Here is a 17,586-nt window from a genome sequence, read left to right as displayed (position 1 = left end):
CTCACGGCCGGGTGAGCAGGGCCGCGCCGCCCAGCGCGAGCCCCACACCCACCCACTGCGGCGCACGCAGGCGCTCACGCAGCACGGTCACGGCCAGCAGCGTCGTGACGGCCGGGTACAGGCTGGTCAGCAGCGCGCCCACCGCCAATGGACCGGTCTGGACGGCCAGCAGGTAGAACACGTTGCCCAGCGTGTCACCCGGCGCGGACGCCACGATCAGCCCCGGCCCGCGCGGGCGCAGGCCCACCGTGGCCGCCGCGAGCGGCACCACCACCAGCGAACTCGCCACGCGCGCCGCGCCCAGCACCCACAGCACGCCGCCCCCCTGCGCCTGCGCGAGCAGCACGAAGAACACCCCGAAGCCCACGCCGGCCACCAGGCCCAGCGGCGTGCCCCGCCCGGCGCCCTCCCCCGCCGCGGGCCAGCCCAGCAGCGCCGTGCCCACCAGGACGGCCGCGGCGCCCAGCCAGCCCACCACACCCAGCGCCTCGCCCCCCAGCACGCCGACCACGACCGGCACCAGAGCCGACAGCGCCCCGGCCCCAACCGACACGGCGCCCATCGGTCCCAGCGCGAGCGCGCGGTAAAACGCCAGCACCGCCACCAGTCCGGCCACGCCCGCTCCGGCGCCCCACCCCAGGGCGGCCATCTCCGGCACCGGTTGCCCCAGCGCCCACGCGAGCAGCAGCATGGCCGCCGCGCTCAGTGGGTGCGTGAGGGCCACCACCCGCAGCGGCGGGTCCCGGCGGCTCGCGAGACCCGACAGGAAATCGCCCACACCGTATGTCGCGGCCGACAGCAGGCCGCTCAGGGTGGGATTCAGCACGCGCGCACCATCCGGCTGCCGAGTGTAGCGGACGCCGCGCCGGGCACACGGCAGCGGGCCCGGCCGGTGGAGGACTCCACCAGGGCCGGGCCCGGTCCTTCCCGCCGCTCAGCGCGCGGGGAGGGGACTGCGTTTACTCGTCGTCGCGGCGCGGCGTGGTGCTCCAGCCGCGGTCCGCACGGGCGCGCGGACGGTCCGTCGTGTCGGCCGCCGCGTCACGCGGGCGGAACTCGCGGTCACTGAAGCCGCCACGGTCTTCGCGGGGACGGAAGCCGCCACCCTGACCACCACGGTCGCCACCGCCCTGGTACCCGCCGCGATCTTCGCGGGGACGGAAGCCGCCGCCCTGACCGCCACGGTCGCCGCCGCCCTGGTAGCCGCCACGGTCTTCGCGGGGACGGAAGCCGCCACCCTGACCACCACGGTCGCCACCGCCCTGGTACCCGCCGCGATCTTCACGGGGACGGAACCCACCACGGTCGCCGCCGCCCTGGTACCCGCCACGGTCTTCACGGGGACGGAAGCCGCCGCCCTGACCGCCACGGTCGCCGCCGCCCTGGTACCCACCACGGTCTTCACGGGGACGGAAGCCGCCGCCCTGACCGCCACGGTCGCCGCCGCCCTGGTACCCGCCACGGTCTTCGCGGGGACGGAAGCCGCCGCCCTGACCGCCACGGTCGCCGGCCGGACGCGCGCCGCCCTGACCCTGCGACTCGCGCAGTTCGCGCATCTCGCGGCGCAGACCGCGGATTTCCTTGCCCTGGGCTTCGAGCATGTCCTTCAGTTCGGCCAGCAGGCCCAGCAGGTCATCGGCGTCGATGTACTCGTCCTCGCCCTCTTCGTCGTCGTCCGCCTCTGCGGCGGCGCTCAGCCCCTCGGTGCCGACCTCGGCCTGGGCTTCCTGTGCATCCAGCACGGCGTCCTCATCGGGCTCGCCCTGAAGCTGGGGAATGATCTCGCGCAGTTCTTCCGGCGTCTGCTCGGCCTGGCGCGTGTCGTCGTTCTGGGTCATCTGATGTACTCCTTTGCTCCGCTCGGCCGTCCCCGCAGGGCCACGGCACGCGGGCGTGCCCCGGAGTCTATCACCCCCGCCTTTTGCGCGTCTGTTGCGCACGGCGCGTCCGTGCCCATCAAGGAAGCGTCAAGAAGCGCCCGTATACTCGCTGCCATGACCCGCCTGACCCTCATCGCCCTGACTGCGCTCGCCCTCGGGACCGCCGGCGCCCAGACCCGCACGGTCAACATCGGCCTGGGGTACTTCCCGAACGTGCAGTTCACGCCCTTCTACGTGGCGGACAAGCTCGGTTACTTCAAGGCCGAGGGCCTGACCGTCAAGTTCCAGCACGGCTTCATCAATGAACTCATGCCGCTGCTGCTCCAGGGCAAGCTGGACTTCGTGGTCGGCGATCCCGAGGACGCCATCTTCGCGCGCAACCAGGGCGCGGACGTGCGCTACGTGATGACCATGTACCAGAAAAACCCCGTCACGGTGTTCAGCCTCAGTCCGCTGGCCAGCGCCGCCGCCCTGAAGGGCAAGACCCTCGGCGTCCCCGGCCCCTTCGGCAGCTCGTACAACGCCGTCCTGGCCCTGCTGGACGACGCCGGCCTGAAGGACGGACGCGACCTGAAACTCGCCACGGTCGGCTTCACGCAGGTGGACGCCGTGCGCGGCGGCCGCGTGGACGCCGCCGTCGGCTACGTCAACAACGACGTGCTGAACCTCGCCCGGGCCACCGGCAAGAAGGTCTACACCCTCGACGTCAGCGGCGCGTACCCCATGGTCGGCGCGGGCCTGATCGGCAGCGCGAAGACCCTCTCGGGCAACCTGCCCGGCAAGGTCGTGCGGGCGTCCCAGCGCGGCCTGAAATTCACGGTCGCCGACCCCGCCCGCGCCTTTACCCTCGCCCAGCCCGTGTTCGGCGCCGACGGCGGCACCCTGGAGGTCCTGAAGGCCAGCACGCCCCTGATGACCAGCGCGTGGACGCAGCAAAACGGCCTCGGCTCCAGCAACCCGGCGGCGTGGTCCAAGGCCGTCGCCGCCCTGATCCAGCAGGGCTCTCTGAAAGAGGGCGCGAAGGCTGCGGACTACTACACCAACCAGTACATCAGCAAGACGCTGAAGTGAGCGCGGCGCGGAGGGCGGCGGGGCCGATCTGAAGCCCGCCGCCCTCTCCTGGGTTACGGCGCGGTGTACACGTTATCCGGCGTGTTGCCGCTCACGCTGCCGCCGGCCTGCGAATACACGGCGACCTTCGTGTTGAACACGCCCGCCCCCTGCCGGGCGACATTGCCGGTCACGCTGCCGCTCTGGATACTCAGGGAGCCGTCGTTCCAGAAGCCTCCGCCGACGTTGTTGTCCTCGGCCCGGTTGTTGCTGACCGTCGCGCCGGACAGCACGAAGGTGGAGGTGGGCGATGTCTGGTACGCGCCGTTGGTCTCCACACCACCCCCGAACCACGCGACGTTGTTGCTGATCGTGCCGCCGCTGGCGGTCATGCTGGCCCCCGCGTACAGCCGGACGCCGCCGCCCCCGCCGCCCTGCGCGTCGGTGCGGTTCGTGACGGTGTTGCCCGTGATGCTGCCGCCGGTCATGGTGACCTTGCCGCCCACCGTGATGCCGCCGCCGGTCTTCACTGCCGTATTGCCCTTGATCTCGCCGCCCACCAGCGTGAAGGCCGTGCCGCCGCCCACGCGGACACCGCCACCGCCATCCGTGGTGCCCGTCACCGCGTTCCCGCTGACGCTGCCGCCATCCATGGTCACCTCGGCGGAACGGGCGATAGAGAAACCGCCTCCAGAGTTCACGGCCTTGTTGCCCGTAATCCGTGCCGTTCCGCCGATGTGATAGGTACGGCCAGAGTTGAGGAAGAACAGGCCGCCACCGCTCCCACGCGCCTGGTTGCCCTCGAACACCCCGCCAGTGATGTCGGTGGTGTACCACGCGACCATGCCGGCTCCGCCGTCGGCAGTGTTGGCCCGCACGGTCCCGCCGGTGATGGTCGTGGTGCCGTCGCTCCACAGGCCGCCGCCGCCCCCGATTCCGGTGGTATCCGTCTGGGCATTGTTCTCGATGGTGCCGCCGGACAACTTGAACACGGGCCGGTTCACCGTGGTGCACTCGGCGTCAGCGCACGTGGATTGCACGGTGATGCCGCCACCGAAGAACGAGGTGCTGTTCCCGCTGACACTGCCGCCCGTGACCGTCAGGTCACCGCTGGTGAAGACGCCGCCGCCGGCCGCACCCGTCGTGACCGTGCCCTCGACGGTCACCGGGTACGTGGTGGTGTTGCCATCGACCTTGCCCCCACTGATCGTGATGGCGCTGCCGATGCCGCCCTGGATTCCCCCGCCCGAGTACGACGCGTTGTTGTTGCTGACACTGCCGCCGCTGACGAACAGGGTGCCCTTGTTGAAGATGCCGCCGCCTACCCCCTGGTCGATCGTGTCGTCGTTCGGGTCGATCAGGTCGGCCGTGTTTCCCGTGACGCTGGTCGAACCAGTCAGCGTCAGGGTGGCTCCGGACGCGTTGAAGATCCCGCCGCCGATATTCGCCTTGCCCCCGGTGATCGTCACACCGTCCAGCGTCAGCGTGCCCCGGTTCAGGAGCACGCCGCCCACGGTCGGCGTGGCCGCCTGCGCGCTCAGCCCGCTGGCTCTCAGGCGCGCGCGCGGCTCCACTCGGGCGGGGCCAGACCGCTCGCCCACACTGGCCGTGGTCAGGCGGGCGATCAGCACTCCGCCCGTCCCGCCCTTCAGCGTGCCACCCTTGAGGGTCACGGTGGCGCCGCTGGCCACCTCCAGCGCGCGTCCCTTTCCCGCCGCGTCGATGGTCACGCCGCTGGCGATCACGGTCACGTTCTTGTCGATGACCAGGGGACTTTGCAGGGTCAGGGTGCCGCCCTGCGTGAGGCGCAGGGTGTCGCCGGCGGCGACGGCGCCGATGGCCTCACGCAGGCTGCCGGCGCCGCTGTCGCTCAGGGTGGTCACGGGCGTGCCGGGCGGGGTCGCCGTGCCGCCCCCGCACGCGGCGAGGCTCAGGGCGAGCGACAACAGGGTCAGGGGGGCGGCGGTGTGGCGACGGATGACGTGTGCGTTCATGGTGTCCCTCCATGCCCCCGGCTCGAGCGGGCGGAGGGACGGTCACCCGCCCGCAGCCGGAGGTGCGGGCATGGTGCCCGGGTCACCGTGACCGCGCCGTGACAGGAGATGAACGCGTCAGGCGGGGTTCACGTACGTCGCAGCTGGGCAGCCTGGGCGCGGGCCACGTCGGCCAGGAAGTGGTTGCCGCTGTCGTCCTCGATGGCGGCGAGTTCGTCGTAGGTCACGGCCAGGTGGCTGTCGCGGTCCGGGAGATCCGGGTAGCTCTGGGCGACGGTCAGCCAGTGCCGGGCCTGCGTCATGTGGCCGAGCAGCCGGGACGTGCGGACGATCAGCACAGCCGCGACGGCCTGCGAGACGGGCTGGCGGGTGAGGGTGGCGGTGGTGCTGGCCCGCTGGGCCCAGTCCAGGGCGCGTTCCAGGTTGGCGCGGCGGGACATGGGCGGGCTCTGCTCGGCCACGTTCAGGTACATCAGGGCGAGGTTGCTGCGGGCGGCGTACACGCCGTACCACCACTGGGCGTTCTGCGCGGCCTCGTGCGCGACGCGCTGGTGGTGGATGGCCTGTTCGAGTTTCCCGGTGCGGCGCAGGTACAGGCCGTAGTTGATGTGGTACTGGCAGAACTCCACGCCGTCCTCGGGCACCAGCAGGCTGCGCAGGGCGTCGTAGTGGGGGCGGGCCGCGTCGTAGTCGCTGCTGAGGGTGGCGTGGCGGGCCAGGCGGATCAGCAGGCGGGCGCGGTTGAGGCGGTTGAGGCCCGGCTGCTCCAGCAGGGCGTGCAGGGTGGGAAGCTGCGCCACCGTGCCGTCCACACCGCGCTGCTCGTCGAGGCACATGGTGATCAGGGTCTCGGTGTGGGCACGTTCGTTGACGTCCAGGATGCGGGCGCTCAGGTCAAGAAGCCGGGCGTGGGCCTGCTCGACCAGGCCGGAATACAGCAGCAGTGTGCACTCGCTGAGCTCCATGCCGATGGCGTTGCGCTGGGCGCGCAGGGTGCGCAGGTGGTCGGCGATGACGGGCCGGCTGGGCTCGAAGCGCACCTGCCGCGTGGGGTCGAGGCCGAGGGTAAAGAGCTTGCTGGCCTGCCGCGCGGGGCTGTGGGTGATACGGCGGCCGAAGAAGCGTTCTTCCTGGGTATTCGTGAAGCGCCACATGTCGCGGCCGGCGATGTGGGGGCTCAGGCGGCTCCACGGGTGGTGGTCGCAGATCTCGTCGGTGCTGACGTGCCGGTCGTTGTGCACAGCGAGCAGCGTGTAGAACACGACCCACTTGGTGGACAGGGGGACGGGCTGACCTTCCCAGAAGATGGTGCAGACATCCTTATGCAGCCTGATGGTGAGAGGGCCGGGAAAGGCATCGGCGGCGGGTGTGTTCGGCATGCAGTCGGCCCCCGGGTGGCAGAGAACGGTTGACCTTGAATCGTGTCGCCTTCAACGATGCGTGATCTTCTCATGCGGAGGGTCAGCCGCGAAGTAACACCGGGTAACCAGTGGTAACAAATTGGCCGTTTTTCATGGACGTAGGCGTGATGGCTTATCACGCACACCGCTAGGACGCGGCCTGATACGCTCTGGCCATCACCGTAAAGGAGGTGCCGCCTATGACCAACTTCGACATCGACCGACTGAGGATCACGACCCGAGGTTCCCGTACCGATCGCAGGAGTTCCCTTGTTGAAACACGTTCAACGGCCGCACCGGCCTTCCGGACCCTTCCCACGCCCTGACCGACCGGGGCAACCATGAGCGCCCGCTGGACGGGCGACGAGCCGGGCGAGCAGCGCCTGCGCCGCAAACGCGACCGCCCACAGGGCCGGCGCCGCATCGATGACCTCGCCGCGCAGAACGAGGAGGACATCGCCGACGACACCGTGCGCCGCCTGGTCAGCCGCGGCCTGATCGACGAGGTCGTGGCGGAACTCAAGAGCGGCAAGGAAGCCACCGCGTATGTCGCCCGCAGCGTGCACGGCAGCGTCCTGCTCAAGATCTACCGCGACCTGGACGCCCGCAGCTTCAAGAACGACCGCGTGTACCGCGAGGGTCAGGTGATCCTCGACCAGCGGGCAAAGCGCGCCATGGAGTCGCGCAGCCGCGCTGGACTGCAGATGCTCCAGCACGGCTGGGTGATGGCCGAGTACGCGCACCTGTGGACGCTGTGGCGCGCCGGCCTGAACGTCCCCGAACCGCTGGCCGGCCCACGCCCCGACGACTACGCCGAGACGGTCCCCGCAGTCCTGATGCGGCTGGTCGGCACCGAGGATCACCCCGCGCCGCGCGTGAGCGACGCCCCCCTGACCCCACACGATGCTGCGGGGGCGTGGGAGCAGAGCGTCAGCGGCCTGGCGCACCTGCTGCGGCTGGGCTTCGTGCACGGCGACTACAGCACCTACAACCTCCTGTGGTGGGAGAACACCGTGACCATCATCGATTTTCCTCAACTCGTGACCCGGCAGAACCCGAACTTCCGCGACCTGCTCACGCGGGACGTGCACAGCCTGGTGACGTCCTTCCGCAAGCACGGCCTGCACGCCGAGCCCGACGCCGTGCTGCGCGACGTGCAGCGCCGCTCCCAGGGCCCCGCGCCGGAGCCCCGGCTGGTGCTGCCGTGACGGTGCGCCCAGAGGTGCCCGCCGACACCGCTGCCATCGAGGACGTGACCCGGCGGGCCTTCACCTGGGACGACGGCCGGGCCGAGAACGCCATGATCGGCGCCTTCCGGGCCAGCGCCGACTTCCGCGCGGAGTGGTCGCTGGTGATGGTGCAGGGCGGCATGATCGTGGGCCACGGCATGATCGCGCCGTGTGACTTGCACGGCGGCGACGCCGATCAGCCCCGCCGGGCGCTGCTGCTGGGACCCATGAGCGTGGCGCCGGAACACCAGCGCCAGGGCGTCGGCAGCGCCCTGGTGCGCGGACTGCTGGAGCGCGCGCAGAGTTCGGGCGAGGCGCTGGTCGTGCTGTGGGGCCATCCAGAGTTCTATCCGCGTTTCGGCTTCCGGCCAGCCGGCGACCATGGCCTGCTCCCCGAGACGCCCGCCGCGATGGCATACCCCCTCCAGCCCGACCTGAGCGCCTACGCCGGCCTGGAGCTTCCACGCTGAGGTGCCCTTGAACATTCCCGAAACGTACGACTACCTGCGCCGCGCCCGGCGCGACCTGTGGGCCACGCTGGAAGCCGCGCCGGACGACGTGCTGTCGCGGGCCGTGCTGCCGGGCGCGCGCTTCCACAGCATCAAGGACCTGATCCTGCACATTCCGGCGGTCGAGGACTCGTGGCTGCACGAGGACATCCGGCGCGACGCGCCCGTGTGGGAGGGCGTGCCATCGCTGGTCGGAGCGCAGGACGGCCCGTTTTACGCCGCGTTTCCGCTGGACACCATGCTGGACTACTGGCGGCGGGTGGAGGACAGCACCGCGGCGTATCTGGGCACCCTGACGCCCGAGGAGGAGGGGCGGCTGGTGACGGTGTCGGGCCGCCAGGGCGAACAGCGCTACACCGTGCACGGCCTGCTGTGGCACGTGATGATCCACGAGATGCGGCACAGCGCGCAGATCTCGGCGCTGCTGCGGCAGCAGGGGGTCACGCCGCCGTTCCTGGACCTGCTGAACTACCTGCCGACGTTCTGACCCTGGGCCCGAGTCTCGGCGGCGCCGTCCACGTCCGGCAGGGCAGACCGCAACGTCCACACCTCGCCGGTGGCGTCACCCTCCAGCGTCACGCGGGTGACCGGCCGGGCCGGCAGCAGGAGGTCCGTGACGCTGAGGCGCCCGCCACCCGCAAAGACCTCCAGCGAGCAGGTGTCGAGGATCACGCGCAGGTCGAGGTCAGCGCCGCCGTCCGGGAAGGGCGCGGTGTGGGTGCCCGCGAACCCCGGCACGTCCGCCGGGCCGGGGCGCTCCAGCGTCAGTACGCCCCCCTCAGCGCGCAGCGTGGCCTCCGCGCCCGCCTCCGACGCGAGGGTCACGGTGAGGCGGCCCGCGCGCGGCACGGTCAGGAGCAGGTCGAGGGGCTGACCGGGCTCGATCGTCATGTCCGTCTGCGGCGCGGCCAGCGCGGTCCGCCGATCCCGGAGCGCGTCCAGCTCGCGCACCGGCGTCTGCGTGAGCGCCCAGCCGCCGGCGTCCGGCACCAGGCCCAGGTCGCGGGGCAGCGTCATCGCGCCGCGCCACGGCTGGGTGGGCAGGACGGTCGCGTACTCCCAGGAGTTCATCCACGCGAGCCACACGCGCCGCCCGGCGTCCGGCAGGTCGCTGTACGTGATGGCCGCGTAGAAGTCCTTGCCCCAGTCCGCCCAGCGGGCCGCCTGGGTGGGCGTGAAACTCACGCCGTCGAAGTCGCCCACCCAGTACTGCGCGCCGGTGCCGCCCTGCGGCGCGCCGGCGAACACGTCCACCTTCATCACCCAGCGCTCGCGGCCGTCCGCCGCGGTCACGGGGAACAGGTCCGGCACCTCCCAGATGCCGTCCACGACCCCTGCCGGGCCGAAGGTGCTCAGCGGCGTCCACTCGTGCAGGTCCGGGGAACCGTACACGCCGATCTGGCGCTCGACCGGGTGCACCACCACGCTGACCCAGCGCGCCGTGGGCGCGTGCCAGATGGTCTTCGGGTCGCGGAAGTCCTGCTTGCCCTCGTCCAGCACCGCCCGCTCGCGGGTGAAGGCCCACGTGTGCCCGCCGTCGCGGCTGTGCGCGAGGTACTGCGCCTGGTGGTACGGCGCGGCGCCCGTGTAGGTCGCCACCACCGGCGGGTGCGGGTCGCCGGACTGCCCCAGGCCGCTGGTGTTGTGCCAGTCCACGACCGCGCTGCCGGAGTACACCTCGTGCCCCTCGCGCCACGGCAGGGCCACGTCATGCTCGGTCCACGTCAGCAGGTCCGGGCTGGTCGCGTGGCCCCAGCTGAGGTATCCGTGCACGTCAGCGCGCGGATTGTACTGGTAGTACAGGTGGTACACGCCGCCTGCGTACACCAGGCCGTTCGGGTCGTTGATCCAGTACTGGCGGGGAGTGAAGTGCAGCCGGGGCCTGAGGACGGGCATGGGTCCATGATGCCCGCTGGGGAACCGTGACTCTACAGGCGCGCGGCGGGCATGATGAACGCATGCTGCGCCGGAGCCTGCTGCTCGTCCTGGCGACGATGGTCGCCGCCGCGCCCGCCACCGCCGGCGGCGCGGCCCCACCCCGCACGGAGGTAACCGTGAACACCCAGCTGCTGGAGGCCGCCCGCAGCGGGCGCGCCGCCGAGGTCAGCGCCCTGCTGCGGGCCGGCGCGGACGTGAACGCCGCCGACGCCACCGGCCGCACCGCACTCACGTGGGCGGCGCTGGGCGATCACGTCGCGGTGGCCCGCGTGCTGATCGCCGCCGGTGCCGACCCCGACCGCCAGGACACGCAGCGCAACAACGCCCTGCTGGTGAGCGGCGAGACCGGCAGCGTCGCCCTGCTGCGCGAGGTGCTGCGCGCGCACCCCGACCTGACGCTCACCAACCGCTTCGGCGGCACCGCCCTGATTCCCGCCGCCGACCGCGGTCACCTTGCGTACGTCCGCGAACTGCTGAACACCACGCGGATCGACGTGAACCATGTGAACAACCTGGGCTGGACGGCGCTGCTGGAGGCCGTGATCCTCGGGGACGGCGGCCACACGCACACCGAGATCGTGCGGGAACTCCTCGCCCACGGCGCCGACCCGCACGTCGCGGACCGCGAGGGGGTCACGCCCCTGGAGCACGCGCGGCAGCGGGGGTACGCGGGCATGGTGAAGTTACTCCAGCGCACGGAGTGAACGGCCGGGCTGCCGGATACTGCGCCCATGCCGCGACCCCTGGTGTATCTGCTGGCCCTGTTGCCGTTCCTGCTCGCGTCGAGCGCCGCGCGCCCACGTCCGGACACGCATGACCGCTGAGATGCTGGACACCGTGGTGGTGGGCGCCGGTCTGGCTGGTCTGGCCGCCGCGGGCGACCTGCGGGCCGCCGGACAGCGCGTGCTGCTGCTGGACAAGGCGCGGGGCGTGTCCGGCCGGGCCGCGACCCGCCGCGTGACCCTGCCGGACGGCCGCGAGGCGCGGCTGGATCACGGCGCCCGCTTCTTCACCGCGCGGGCGGAGCGCACGCAGCGCCTGGTGGAGAGCGGCGTGGCCGACGGCTGGCTGCGCGAGTGGACGCGCGGGTTTGCCCGCTGGGAGGGCGGCGCGGTCACCGCCGGCAGCGACGGCCACCCCCGCTATGCGCCGCCGGCCGGTATGAGCGCCCTGGGCAAGGCCCTCGCGGACGGTCTGGACGTGCGCCCCGGCGTGACCGTGACCCGTGTGGCGCGTGACGAGACCGGCTGGCGCGTGTTCGACGCGGCCGGCGAGGTGGCCCGCGCCCGCACCCTGCTGCTGAACGTGCCCGCGCCGCAGCAGCGGGCCCTGCTGGCCGGGCTGGAGGTGCCCGTACCGGACGTGACCTTCGCGCCCGCGTGGGCGGCCGGGATCGTCCTGAACGCTGACGTGCCTGCCGAATGGCCCGCGCTGGAACTGCGCGGCCACCCCACCCTGGAGTGGATCGCCCGCGAGCACACCAAACGCCCGGCCGGCCATCCGCCCGCACTGATGCTGCACGCCACTGCCGAATGGACCCGCGCGCACCTGGAGCGCACCCCGGACGAGGTGCTGCCGGAGCTGCTGGCCGCCGCTGCGGACGTGCTGGGCTCACCGCTGGGCGCCGCCGCCACCTTCGCGCACCGCTGGCGCTACGCGACCCCGGAACGCCGGGCGGCCGGCCCCGACCACTGGGACGGGCACCTGCGGCTGGGCATCTGCGGTGACGGCTTCACGCCGGACGGACACGGCCCCCGCGTGGAAGCGGCCCTGCTGAGCGGCTGGACGCTGGCCGGGCACGTGACCGCCTAGCATGCGGGCATGACGCCCCGTCCCCTCCGCTCGGTGCTGTACGTGCCGGGCGACAAACCCCGCGCCATCGAGAAGGCCCGCACGCTTCCCGCCGACGCGGTCATCCTGGATCTGGAGGACGCGGTGGCGCCCGAGCACAAGGAGCAGGCCCGCGAGCACGTCCAGGAGGCCCTGCACACGCCGTGGCCGGTGCCCGTGCTGGTCCGCGTGAACGGCCCCGGCACGCCCTGGGCGCACCCCGACCGCGCCCTCGCCACAGCCGCCGCCGGCATCGTGCTGCCGAAAGTCGAGGACGCCCGCGCTGTCCACGACGTCCCCCCTGGCCTCCCCGTGTGGGCCATGGTCGAGACGCCGCTGGGCGTGCTGAACGCCCCCGCGATTGCCGCCGTGCCCATCGTGGCCGGGCTGCTCGTTGGCGCGAACGACCTCGCCCGCGCCCTGCGCACCCGGCCCCACGCGGACCGCCTGCCGCTGCTGCACGCCCTGAGCGCCGTGGTCCTCGCCGCCCGCGCCCACGGCAAGCTCCCGCTGGACGCCGTGTACAACGATGTCCGCGACCCCGGCGGCTTCCAGCGCGAATGCCAGCAGGGCCGCGCGCTGGGCTTCGCCGGCAAGACCGTCGTCCACCCCAGCCAGATCGAGGCCGCCAACGCCGCCTACGGCGTCACCGATGCCGAGGCCGACGCCGCCCGCGCCCTGATCGACACCTGGACCGCCGCCCGCGCCGAGGGCCGGAGCGTCGCCACCCACCACGGCGCATTGATCGAACAGATGCACGTCGACGAGGCGCAGGACGTGCTGGCGCTGTGGGAAGCGACGCAGTAGAGCCCCTCACCCTGCTTCGCCGCTCTGTGATCCCCTCTTGGGAAAGGCGGAGGGAATAGGTTCGGTAGAGGTGGTCACGCCACCCTCTCCCAGCCTCTGCGAGTCCCCGGCAAGCGGCAAGGGGTTCAAAACCGAAGCGTCCCACTGAGCACCTGACCGAAAGCCATCGTGCGCGAGTGACGGCGACAACGCACGAGGCAGCTACACGGCCCCACGACAACGAGACCCCGTGTTAGGCCAGCTCGAGCAGCATGGCGCCAACTGCTCACTGCAGCGCCGCTCCCCCTGCCCCTCTGCTGCGCAACTCTCCGAGTCTGGGGTTGGGGGCTGGGGGGTGGGGCCAGAGGAGGAAACCGACACCATCTTGCTTAATCTCAAAAAGCTCCTTTACTATAGTTAAGCCATGCCCCTGACCGACACCGAATCCGCCCTCCTCGCCCTGATCCGGGAGACCCCCCTGGCAACCCCAGAGGACCTCGCCCGCCGCCTGGGCTCCACACGCGCGGCGGTGAACGTGCATGTCAGCAATCTGGTGCGCAAGGGCGCGCTGCTGGGCCGCGGCTACGTGCTGCCGCCGGCGGACGGCCCGGGGCGCGTGGTGGTGGTGGGCGGCGCGAATGTGGACGTGAAGGCGCGGACGCTGGCAGCGGCGGTGCCCGGCACGAGCAACCCTGGCGTGACCGTGCAGGCGCCGGGCGGCGTGGCGCGCAACGTGGCCGAAAATCTGGCGCGGCTGGGCGTGCCGGTCACGCTGGTGTCGGCGGTGGGTCGGGACGCGCTGGGCGACAGCCTGCTGCGCGCCACCGAGGCGGCTGGCGTGGACGTCCGGGGCGTGCTGCGCGCCGAGGGCGTGGGCACCGGCACGTACACGGCCGTGCTGAATGCGAACGGCGAACTGCTGGTGGCGGTCGCGGCGATGGAGGCCACCGAGGCCCTGACGCCGGCCGCCCTACACGAGCGCCGGGGCACGCTGCGCGGCGCGGCATGGGTGGTCGCGGACGGGAACCTGCCGGAGGCCACCCTGGCGCACCTCCTGACCCTGGCGGCCGAGGTGGGCGCGTCGGTGGTGTTCGAGCCGGTCAGTGTGCCCAAGGCGGCGCGGCTGCGTCCGGCGCTGGCAGCCGGGCTGGTGCCCCACGCGGTCACGCCGAACGTGCCGGAACTAGCCGTGCTGGTGGGCCACGACGTGCCCGACGACCCGGACGCCATCCGCTCCGCCGCCCGCGAACTGCACGACCTCGGCGTGACGCTGGTGTGGGTGCGGCGCGGCGCCCACGGCAGCGTGCTGTCCGGCCCGGACGGCGTGCACGACCTGCCCGCCCTGCCCGCCACCGTGCGGGACGTGACGGGCGCGGGGGACGCGATGCTCGCGGCGTTCCTGGCGGCCCTGGCGTCCGGCGTGGGCCCGGCCGAGGCGGCGCGCCGGGGGCACGCGGCGGCGGCCATCACCATCGAGAGCGAGTCCGCCGTCTCCCCCACCCTGACCCCGGCGGCCATCGCAGCGCGCCTGGCGGAGACCGTGACCGCCGAGCCCACGCAGTCGACCTGACCCCAGCAGACCTGTCCTCACAGCCCTTTCCCCCACCGAGGTTTCCCATGACACAGCACAGTTCCCAGTCCGTCGCCCCGTACCTGGACATCCACCCGGAAGTCGCCGCCGCGCTGAACGCCGGCCGGGCGGTGGTGGCGCTGGAGAGCACCATCATCAGCCACGGCATGCCGTTCCCGCAGAACGTGGAGATGGCGCGCGGCGTGGAGGACGTGGTGCGCGAGCACGGCGCGGTGCCCGCCACCATTGCCGTGCTGGGCGGCCGCCTGAAGGTGGGCCTGACCCCGGACGAACTGCACCTGCTGGCCACCGACAAGGGGGTGGACAAGATCAGCACCCGTGACCTGCCGGTGACGGTGGCCCTCGGGAAGCACGGCGCGACCACGGTGGCGTCGACCATGCGGATTGCGTCGCTGGCGGGCATCCGCGTGTTCGCCACGGGCGGCACGGGCGGCGTGCACCGCGGCGCCGAGCGCAGTATGGACGTGAGCGCGGACCTGCTGGAACTCGCCCACACCGACGTGTGCGTGGTGAGCGCAGGCGTCAAGAGCATCCTGGACATCGGCCTGACGCTGGAGGTGCTCGAGACGCAGGGCGTGCCGGCGATCACGCTGGGCGCGGACGAGTTCCCGGCGTTCTACTCGCGCCGCAGCGGCTTCAAGTCCCCAATGAGCGTGAACACGCCCGAGGACGCCGCCCACGTCCTGAAGGCGAAGTGGGCGCTGGGCCTGTCGGGCGGCGTGCTCCTCGCCAACCCCGTGCCCGAAGACGCCGAGATTCCCGCCGACGAGATCACGCCGCACATCGAGCGGGCGCTGGGCGACATGGACGCCCTGGGCCTGACCGGGAAGGACACCACGCCGTACCTGCTGGGCCGCATCGTGGAGATCACGGGCGGGCGCAGCCTGGACACCAACATCGCCCTGGTGCGGCACAACGCCGCCGTGGCCGCGCAGGTGGCCGTGGCGTACGCGGCGTTAGGCTGAGGGCACACACGCGGAGGGCTGGGAGTGGGCTTCCCCGTCCCCAGCCCCCGGCTCTGTTCCCCCTTACGCCTGGGCCGCACCCTTGCGGCCGAACAGCCGGCGGAAGGCCGCGAGCCCGGCCAGGAGCACGATCCAGCCCTTCTTGAGCAGCAGCGGCAGCAGGGCCAGCAGGCCGATCTTCTTCGCGGCGACCACGCCGACCAGCCCAGCAACGCCATACGCGGCGAGCTTGTCGGTGCTGCCGTCGAAGTCCTCGTAGCGCGAGCCGGCGGTGAAGGACACCTGCGACAGCATGGCGGCCATGTCCTTCTTGATCTGCGGGAGCTGCTCCATGCCCGCCACGGCGTTCAGTTCCAGCACGTCGTCGCGGCCCAGGATGCGCACGGCGTAGTTCAGGGTGTGGTGCTCGTTGTCGCTGAACGCGAGTTCCTTGGCCCAGTACATCTTGTGCGTGGCCGCGTCGTAGCGGGGCGGGTCGGCCCAGCCGACGAGATCCAGGGTGCCGTACCCGGCCTTCTCGCGCTCGGCGTTGCTGTCCTGGGTGGCGGCCTGCATGTCCTTCATCAGCTGGTCGTAGTTGGTCTTCGCGGCGTCGCTGTCGGACACGTGGCCGTCCTTGCTCTCAGTCACCACCACGCCCCAGCCGTCGCGCGTGCCGGGATCGGTGCCGGCGGGCACGATCATGCCCAGGGTGCCCTCAGCCGCTTCCGGCGGGTTGCCCCACTCGTCCACGATCACGCGCCGCGCGCCCTCGGCGTTCAGGTAGCGCAGCGTGGTGCCGGTGGTCAGGGTGGCCTTGCCGCCCAGCAGCGTGATGGTGCCCGTCTGGTAGGTCAGGGGCTTGGTGGCGGGCGTGGTGGCAGCGGCCGTGGTGGCGAGGGCCAGCGCCGCGAACATGAAGACAGGTTTCATCACCTTCTCAGGGTAAGAGGACGCCCGGCAGCCCGGTGCGGCATGTGCGGCACCTCCAGCGGGGGGAGTACCGAGCGAGCGCGGGCAGAGAGCGTGAAGCCCTCTGCCCGCGGTGCCCGGCCCGTCGTCAGGCCGGCTGCGCGCTGCCCAGCTTGCGGCCCTCGCCGTGCTCCTCGCTCTGCACGTCGGTGTTCACGGGCGGGAGCTGTTCGCCGTTCAGGACGCGGGTCAGGCGCTGCATGTCCAGGGCCTTCTCGCTGCGGGCGACGACCAGGGTGGCCACGCCGTTGCCGATGATGTTGGTGATGGCGCGGCCCTCGCTCATGAAGCGGTCGATGCCGAGGATCAGGGCGAGGCCCGCGACCGGCACGGTGCCCAGCGCGGCCAGGGTGCCGGCGAGCACCACGAAGCCGCTGCCGGTCACGCCGGCCGCGCCCTTGCTGGTCAGCAGCAGGATGCCCAGCAGGGCGAGTTCCTGAGCGAAGCTCAGGTTGGTGTTGGTGGCCTGCGCGATGAACACGGCGGCCATGGTCAGGTAGATGCTGGTGCCGTCGAGGTTGAAGGAGTATCCGGTGGGCACGACCAGACCGACCACGCTCTTGTTCGCGCCGGCGTTCTCCAGTTTGGCCATCAGGCGGGGCAGGGCGCTCTCGCTGGAGCTGGTGCCCAGCACGAGCAGCAGTTCTTCTTTGATGTAGCGCAGGAACTTCCACAGGCTGAACCCCGACACGCGGGCGATGATGTTCAGCAGCACGAGCACGAACAGCGCGCAGGTGACGTAGAACGTGCCCATCAGGTACGCGAGCTGCTGGAGGCTGCCCACGCCGTACTTGCCGATGGTGAAGGCCATCGCGCCGAACGCGCCGATGGGCGCGAGCTTCATGATGAAGCCCAGGATCTGGAACACCATCGCGCTGGCCGCGTCGATGCCCCTGAGGATGCGCTGGCCCAGGTCACCCATGCGGATCAGGGCGAAGCCGCTCAGCAGCGCGATCAGCAGCACCTGCAGCAGGTCGCCCTCGGTGAAGGCGCTGACGAAGGTGGTCGGGATGACGTGCAGGATGAAGTCCGAGACGCTCTGCTCGCTGGCGGCCTCGGTGTACTTGGTGATGGCGCTGGTGTCGAGCGTGGCCGGGTTGATGTTCATACCGCGCCCCGGGCCGACCACGTTCACGACGACCAGGCCGATCAGCAGGGCGGCGGTGGTGACGACCTCGAAGTACAGCAGGGCCTTGCCGCCCACGCGGCCGATCTTCTTCGTGTCGCGCATGCTGGCGACCCCGCTGACGACCGTGCAGAAGATGATCGGGCCGATCACGACCTTGATCAGCTTGATGAACCCGTCTCCGAGCGGCTTGAGCTGCTCTCCGACGGTCGGGAAGAAGTGCCCGACGGCGACGCCGATGACGATGGCGGTCAGCACCTGGGCGTAGAGGCTGCGGAAGATCCTGGGCATGGGTGAAACCTCCGGGGGCCGTCCGGCGTGGTGGGGCCGGGACGTG

The 17,586-nt window shown here is 71.6% G+C and carries 16 protein-coding genes; 9 read left to right on the top strand and 7 right to left on the bottom strand.

From position 1 onward, the window contains the following. Position 1: 1 nt before the first annotated feature. Both HNQ07_RS08215 and HNQ07_RS08210 read right to left on the bottom strand, forming a co-directional pair. The gene (locus HNQ07_RS08215) at positions 2–826 is read right to left on the bottom strand and encodes an EamA family transporter (RefSeq protein ID WP_229831887.1); all 825 of its coding nucleotides are present in this window, start codon (positions 824–826) and stop codon (positions 2–4) included. A 133-nt stretch (positions 827–959) separates the two neighbouring features. Next, positions 960–1,838, bottom strand: coding sequence for a hypothetical protein (locus HNQ07_RS08210; RefSeq protein WP_184110549.1), 879 nt, complete (start codon positions 1,836–1,838; stop codon positions 960–962). A 156-nt stretch (positions 1,839–1,994) separates the two neighbouring features. Between HNQ07_RS08210 and HNQ07_RS08205 the strand changes: the two genes are divergently transcribed. Then, positions 1,995–2,951: an ABC transporter substrate-binding protein gene (locus tag HNQ07_RS08205; RefSeq protein WP_184110547.1), complete on the top strand. Its 957-nt coding sequence runs from the start codon at positions 1,995–1,997 to the stop codon at positions 2,949–2,951. Between the two features lie 53 nt (positions 2,952–3,004). Here HNQ07_RS08205 and HNQ07_RS08200 read toward each other — a convergent pair whose 3' ends face one another. Together HNQ07_RS08200 and HNQ07_RS08195 are read right to left on the bottom strand one after the other, a co-directional pair. Then, a complete protein-coding gene (locus HNQ07_RS08200) occupies positions 3,005–4,924 on the bottom strand; it encodes a hypothetical protein (protein WP_184110545.1) in 1,920 nt (639 codons plus the stop codon). Between the two features lie 128 nt (positions 4,925–5,052). After that, entirely contained in the window at positions 5,053–6,303 is a 1,251-nt protein-coding gene (locus HNQ07_RS08195) for a hypothetical protein (RefSeq protein WP_184110543.1), read from the bottom strand. A 362-nt stretch (positions 6,304–6,665) separates the two neighbouring features. Here HNQ07_RS08195 and HNQ07_RS08190 point away from each other — a divergent pair, with 362 nt between their 5' ends. Genes HNQ07_RS08190 through HNQ07_RS08180 form a run of 3 tightly spaced genes read left to right on the top strand, consistent with a single transcriptional unit; the run spans position 6,666 to position 8,549 of the window. After that, complete coding sequence (locus HNQ07_RS08190; protein ID WP_184110541.1) at positions 6,666–7,532, top strand: RIO1 family regulatory kinase/ATPase domain-containing protein; 867 nt, start codon at positions 6,666–6,668, stop codon at positions 7,530–7,532. Next, positions 7,529–8,023, top strand: coding sequence for a GNAT family N-acetyltransferase (locus HNQ07_RS08185; protein ID WP_184110539.1), 495 nt, complete (start codon positions 7,529–7,531; stop codon positions 8,021–8,023). Before HNQ07_RS08190 ends, HNQ07_RS08185 begins: the two co-directional genes overlap by 4 nt. Positions 8,024–8,030: 7 nt before the next feature. Next, positions 8,031–8,549, top strand: a complete 519-nt coding sequence (locus HNQ07_RS08180; protein WP_184110537.1) for a DinB family protein — start codon at positions 8,031–8,033, stop codon at positions 8,547–8,549. Here the strand turns inward: HNQ07_RS08180 and HNQ07_RS08175 are convergent. Then, the gene (locus tag HNQ07_RS08175; RefSeq protein ID WP_184110535.1) at positions 8,531–9,958 is read right to left on the bottom strand and encodes a glycoside hydrolase family 32 protein; all 1,428 of its coding nucleotides are present in this window, start codon (positions 9,956–9,958) and stop codon (positions 8,531–8,533) included. The genes HNQ07_RS08180 and HNQ07_RS08175 overlap by 19 nt on opposite strands. 62 nt (positions 9,959–10,020) lie before the next feature. On the opposite strand from HNQ07_RS08175, the gene HNQ07_RS08170 reads away from it, so the two are divergent. The 5 genes from HNQ07_RS08170 to HNQ07_RS08150 all read left to right on the top strand — a co-directional run bounded on the left by HNQ07_RS08170 (position 10,021) and on the right by HNQ07_RS08150 (position 15,172). Then, positions 10,021–10,704 (top strand): ankyrin repeat domain-containing protein, encoded by a 684-nt coding sequence (locus HNQ07_RS08170; RefSeq protein WP_184110533.1) that lies wholly within the window; start codon positions 10,021–10,023, stop codon positions 10,702–10,704. A 109-nt stretch (positions 10,705–10,813) separates the two neighbouring features. Next, on the top strand, positions 10,814–11,812 hold the full coding sequence (locus HNQ07_RS08165) for an NAD(P)/FAD-dependent oxidoreductase (RefSeq protein ID WP_229831888.1): 999 nt from the start codon (positions 10,814–10,816) through the stop codon (positions 11,810–11,812). 9 nt (positions 11,813–11,821) lie between these two features. Then, a complete protein-coding gene (locus tag HNQ07_RS08160) occupies positions 11,822–12,637 on the top strand; it encodes an HpcH/HpaI aldolase/citrate lyase family protein (RefSeq protein ID WP_184110531.1) in 816 nt (271 codons plus the stop codon). Positions 12,638–13,040: 403 nt separating this feature from the next. Next, positions 13,041–14,186, top strand: a complete 1,146-nt coding sequence (locus tag HNQ07_RS08155; protein WP_184110529.1) for a carbohydrate kinase — start codon at positions 13,041–13,043, stop codon at positions 14,184–14,186. A gap of 47 nt (positions 14,187–14,233) precedes the next feature. Beyond that, positions 14,234–15,172, top strand: coding sequence for a pseudouridine-5'-phosphate glycosidase (locus HNQ07_RS08150; protein ID WP_184110527.1), 939 nt, complete (start codon positions 14,234–14,236; stop codon positions 15,170–15,172). A gap of 63 nt (positions 15,173–15,235) precedes the next feature. Here HNQ07_RS08150 and HNQ07_RS08145 read toward each other — a convergent pair whose 3' ends face one another. Together HNQ07_RS08145 and HNQ07_RS08140 are read right to left on the bottom strand one after the other, a co-directional pair. Beyond that, positions 15,236–16,084 carry a DUF2167 domain-containing protein gene (locus tag HNQ07_RS08145; RefSeq protein WP_184110919.1) on the bottom strand — a complete coding sequence of 283 codons (849 nt, stop codon included), beginning with the start codon at positions 16,082–16,084 and terminating at the stop codon, positions 15,236–15,238. Positions 16,085–16,211: 127 nt separating this feature from the next. Continuing rightward, positions 16,212–17,540, bottom strand: a complete 1,329-nt coding sequence (locus HNQ07_RS08140) for a dicarboxylate/amino acid:cation symporter (RefSeq protein ID WP_184110525.1) — start codon at positions 17,538–17,540, stop codon at positions 16,212–16,214. Positions 17,541–17,586 lie beyond the last annotated feature (46 nt).

This window comes from Deinococcus metalli, assembly GCF_014201805.1.
GTDB classification, from domain to species: Bacteria; Deinococcota; Deinococci; order Deinococcales; family Deinococcaceae; genus Deinococcus; species Deinococcus metalli.
This window is presented reverse-complemented; position numbering and strand designations above follow the sequence as displayed.

Bases quoted from the DNA above. Each gene is read 5' to 3' on its own strand.
- HNQ07_RS08210 (WP_184110549.1), bottom strand. From the start codon at position 1,838: ATGACCCAGAACGACGACACGCGCCAGGCCGAGCAGACGCCGGAAGAA.
- HNQ07_RS08205 (WP_184110547.1), top strand. From the start codon at position 1,995: ATGACCCGCCTGACCCTCATCGCCCTGACTGCGCTCGCCCTCGGGACC.
- HNQ07_RS08200 (WP_184110545.1), bottom strand. From the start codon at position 4,924: ATGAACGCACACGTCATCCGTCGCCACACCGCCGCCCCCCTGACCCTG.
- HNQ07_RS08195 (WP_184110543.1), bottom strand. From the start codon at position 6,303: ATGCCGAACACACCCGCCGCCGATGCCTTTCCCGGCCCTCTCACCATC.
- HNQ07_RS08190 (WP_184110541.1), top strand. From the start codon at position 6,666: ATGAGCGCCCGCTGGACGGGCGACGAGCCGGGCGAGCAGCGCCTGCGC.
- HNQ07_RS08175 (WP_184110535.1), bottom strand. From the start codon at position 9,958: ATGCCCGTCCTCAGGCCCCGGCTGCACTTCACTCCCCGCCAGTACTGG.
- HNQ07_RS08170 (WP_184110533.1), top strand. From the start codon at position 10,021: ATGCTGCGCCGGAGCCTGCTGCTCGTCCTGGCGACGATGGTCGCCGCC.
- HNQ07_RS08165 (WP_229831888.1), top strand. From the start codon at position 10,814: ATGACCGCTGAGATGCTGGACACCGTGGTGGTGGGCGCCGGTCTGGCT.
- HNQ07_RS08160 (WP_184110531.1), top strand. From the start codon at position 11,822: ATGACGCCCCGTCCCCTCCGCTCGGTGCTGTACGTGCCGGGCGACAAA.
- HNQ07_RS08155 (WP_184110529.1), top strand. From the start codon at position 13,041: ATGCCCCTGACCGACACCGAATCCGCCCTCCTCGCCCTGATCCGGGAG.
- HNQ07_RS08150 (WP_184110527.1), top strand. From the start codon at position 14,234: ATGACACAGCACAGTTCCCAGTCCGTCGCCCCGTACCTGGACATCCAC.
- HNQ07_RS08145 (WP_184110919.1), bottom strand. From the start codon at position 16,084: ATGAAACCTGTCTTCATGTTCGCGGCGCTGGCCCTCGCCACCACGGCC.
- HNQ07_RS08140 (WP_184110525.1), bottom strand. From the start codon at position 17,540: ATGCCCAGGATCTTCCGCAGCCTCTACGCCCAGGTGCTGACCGCCATC.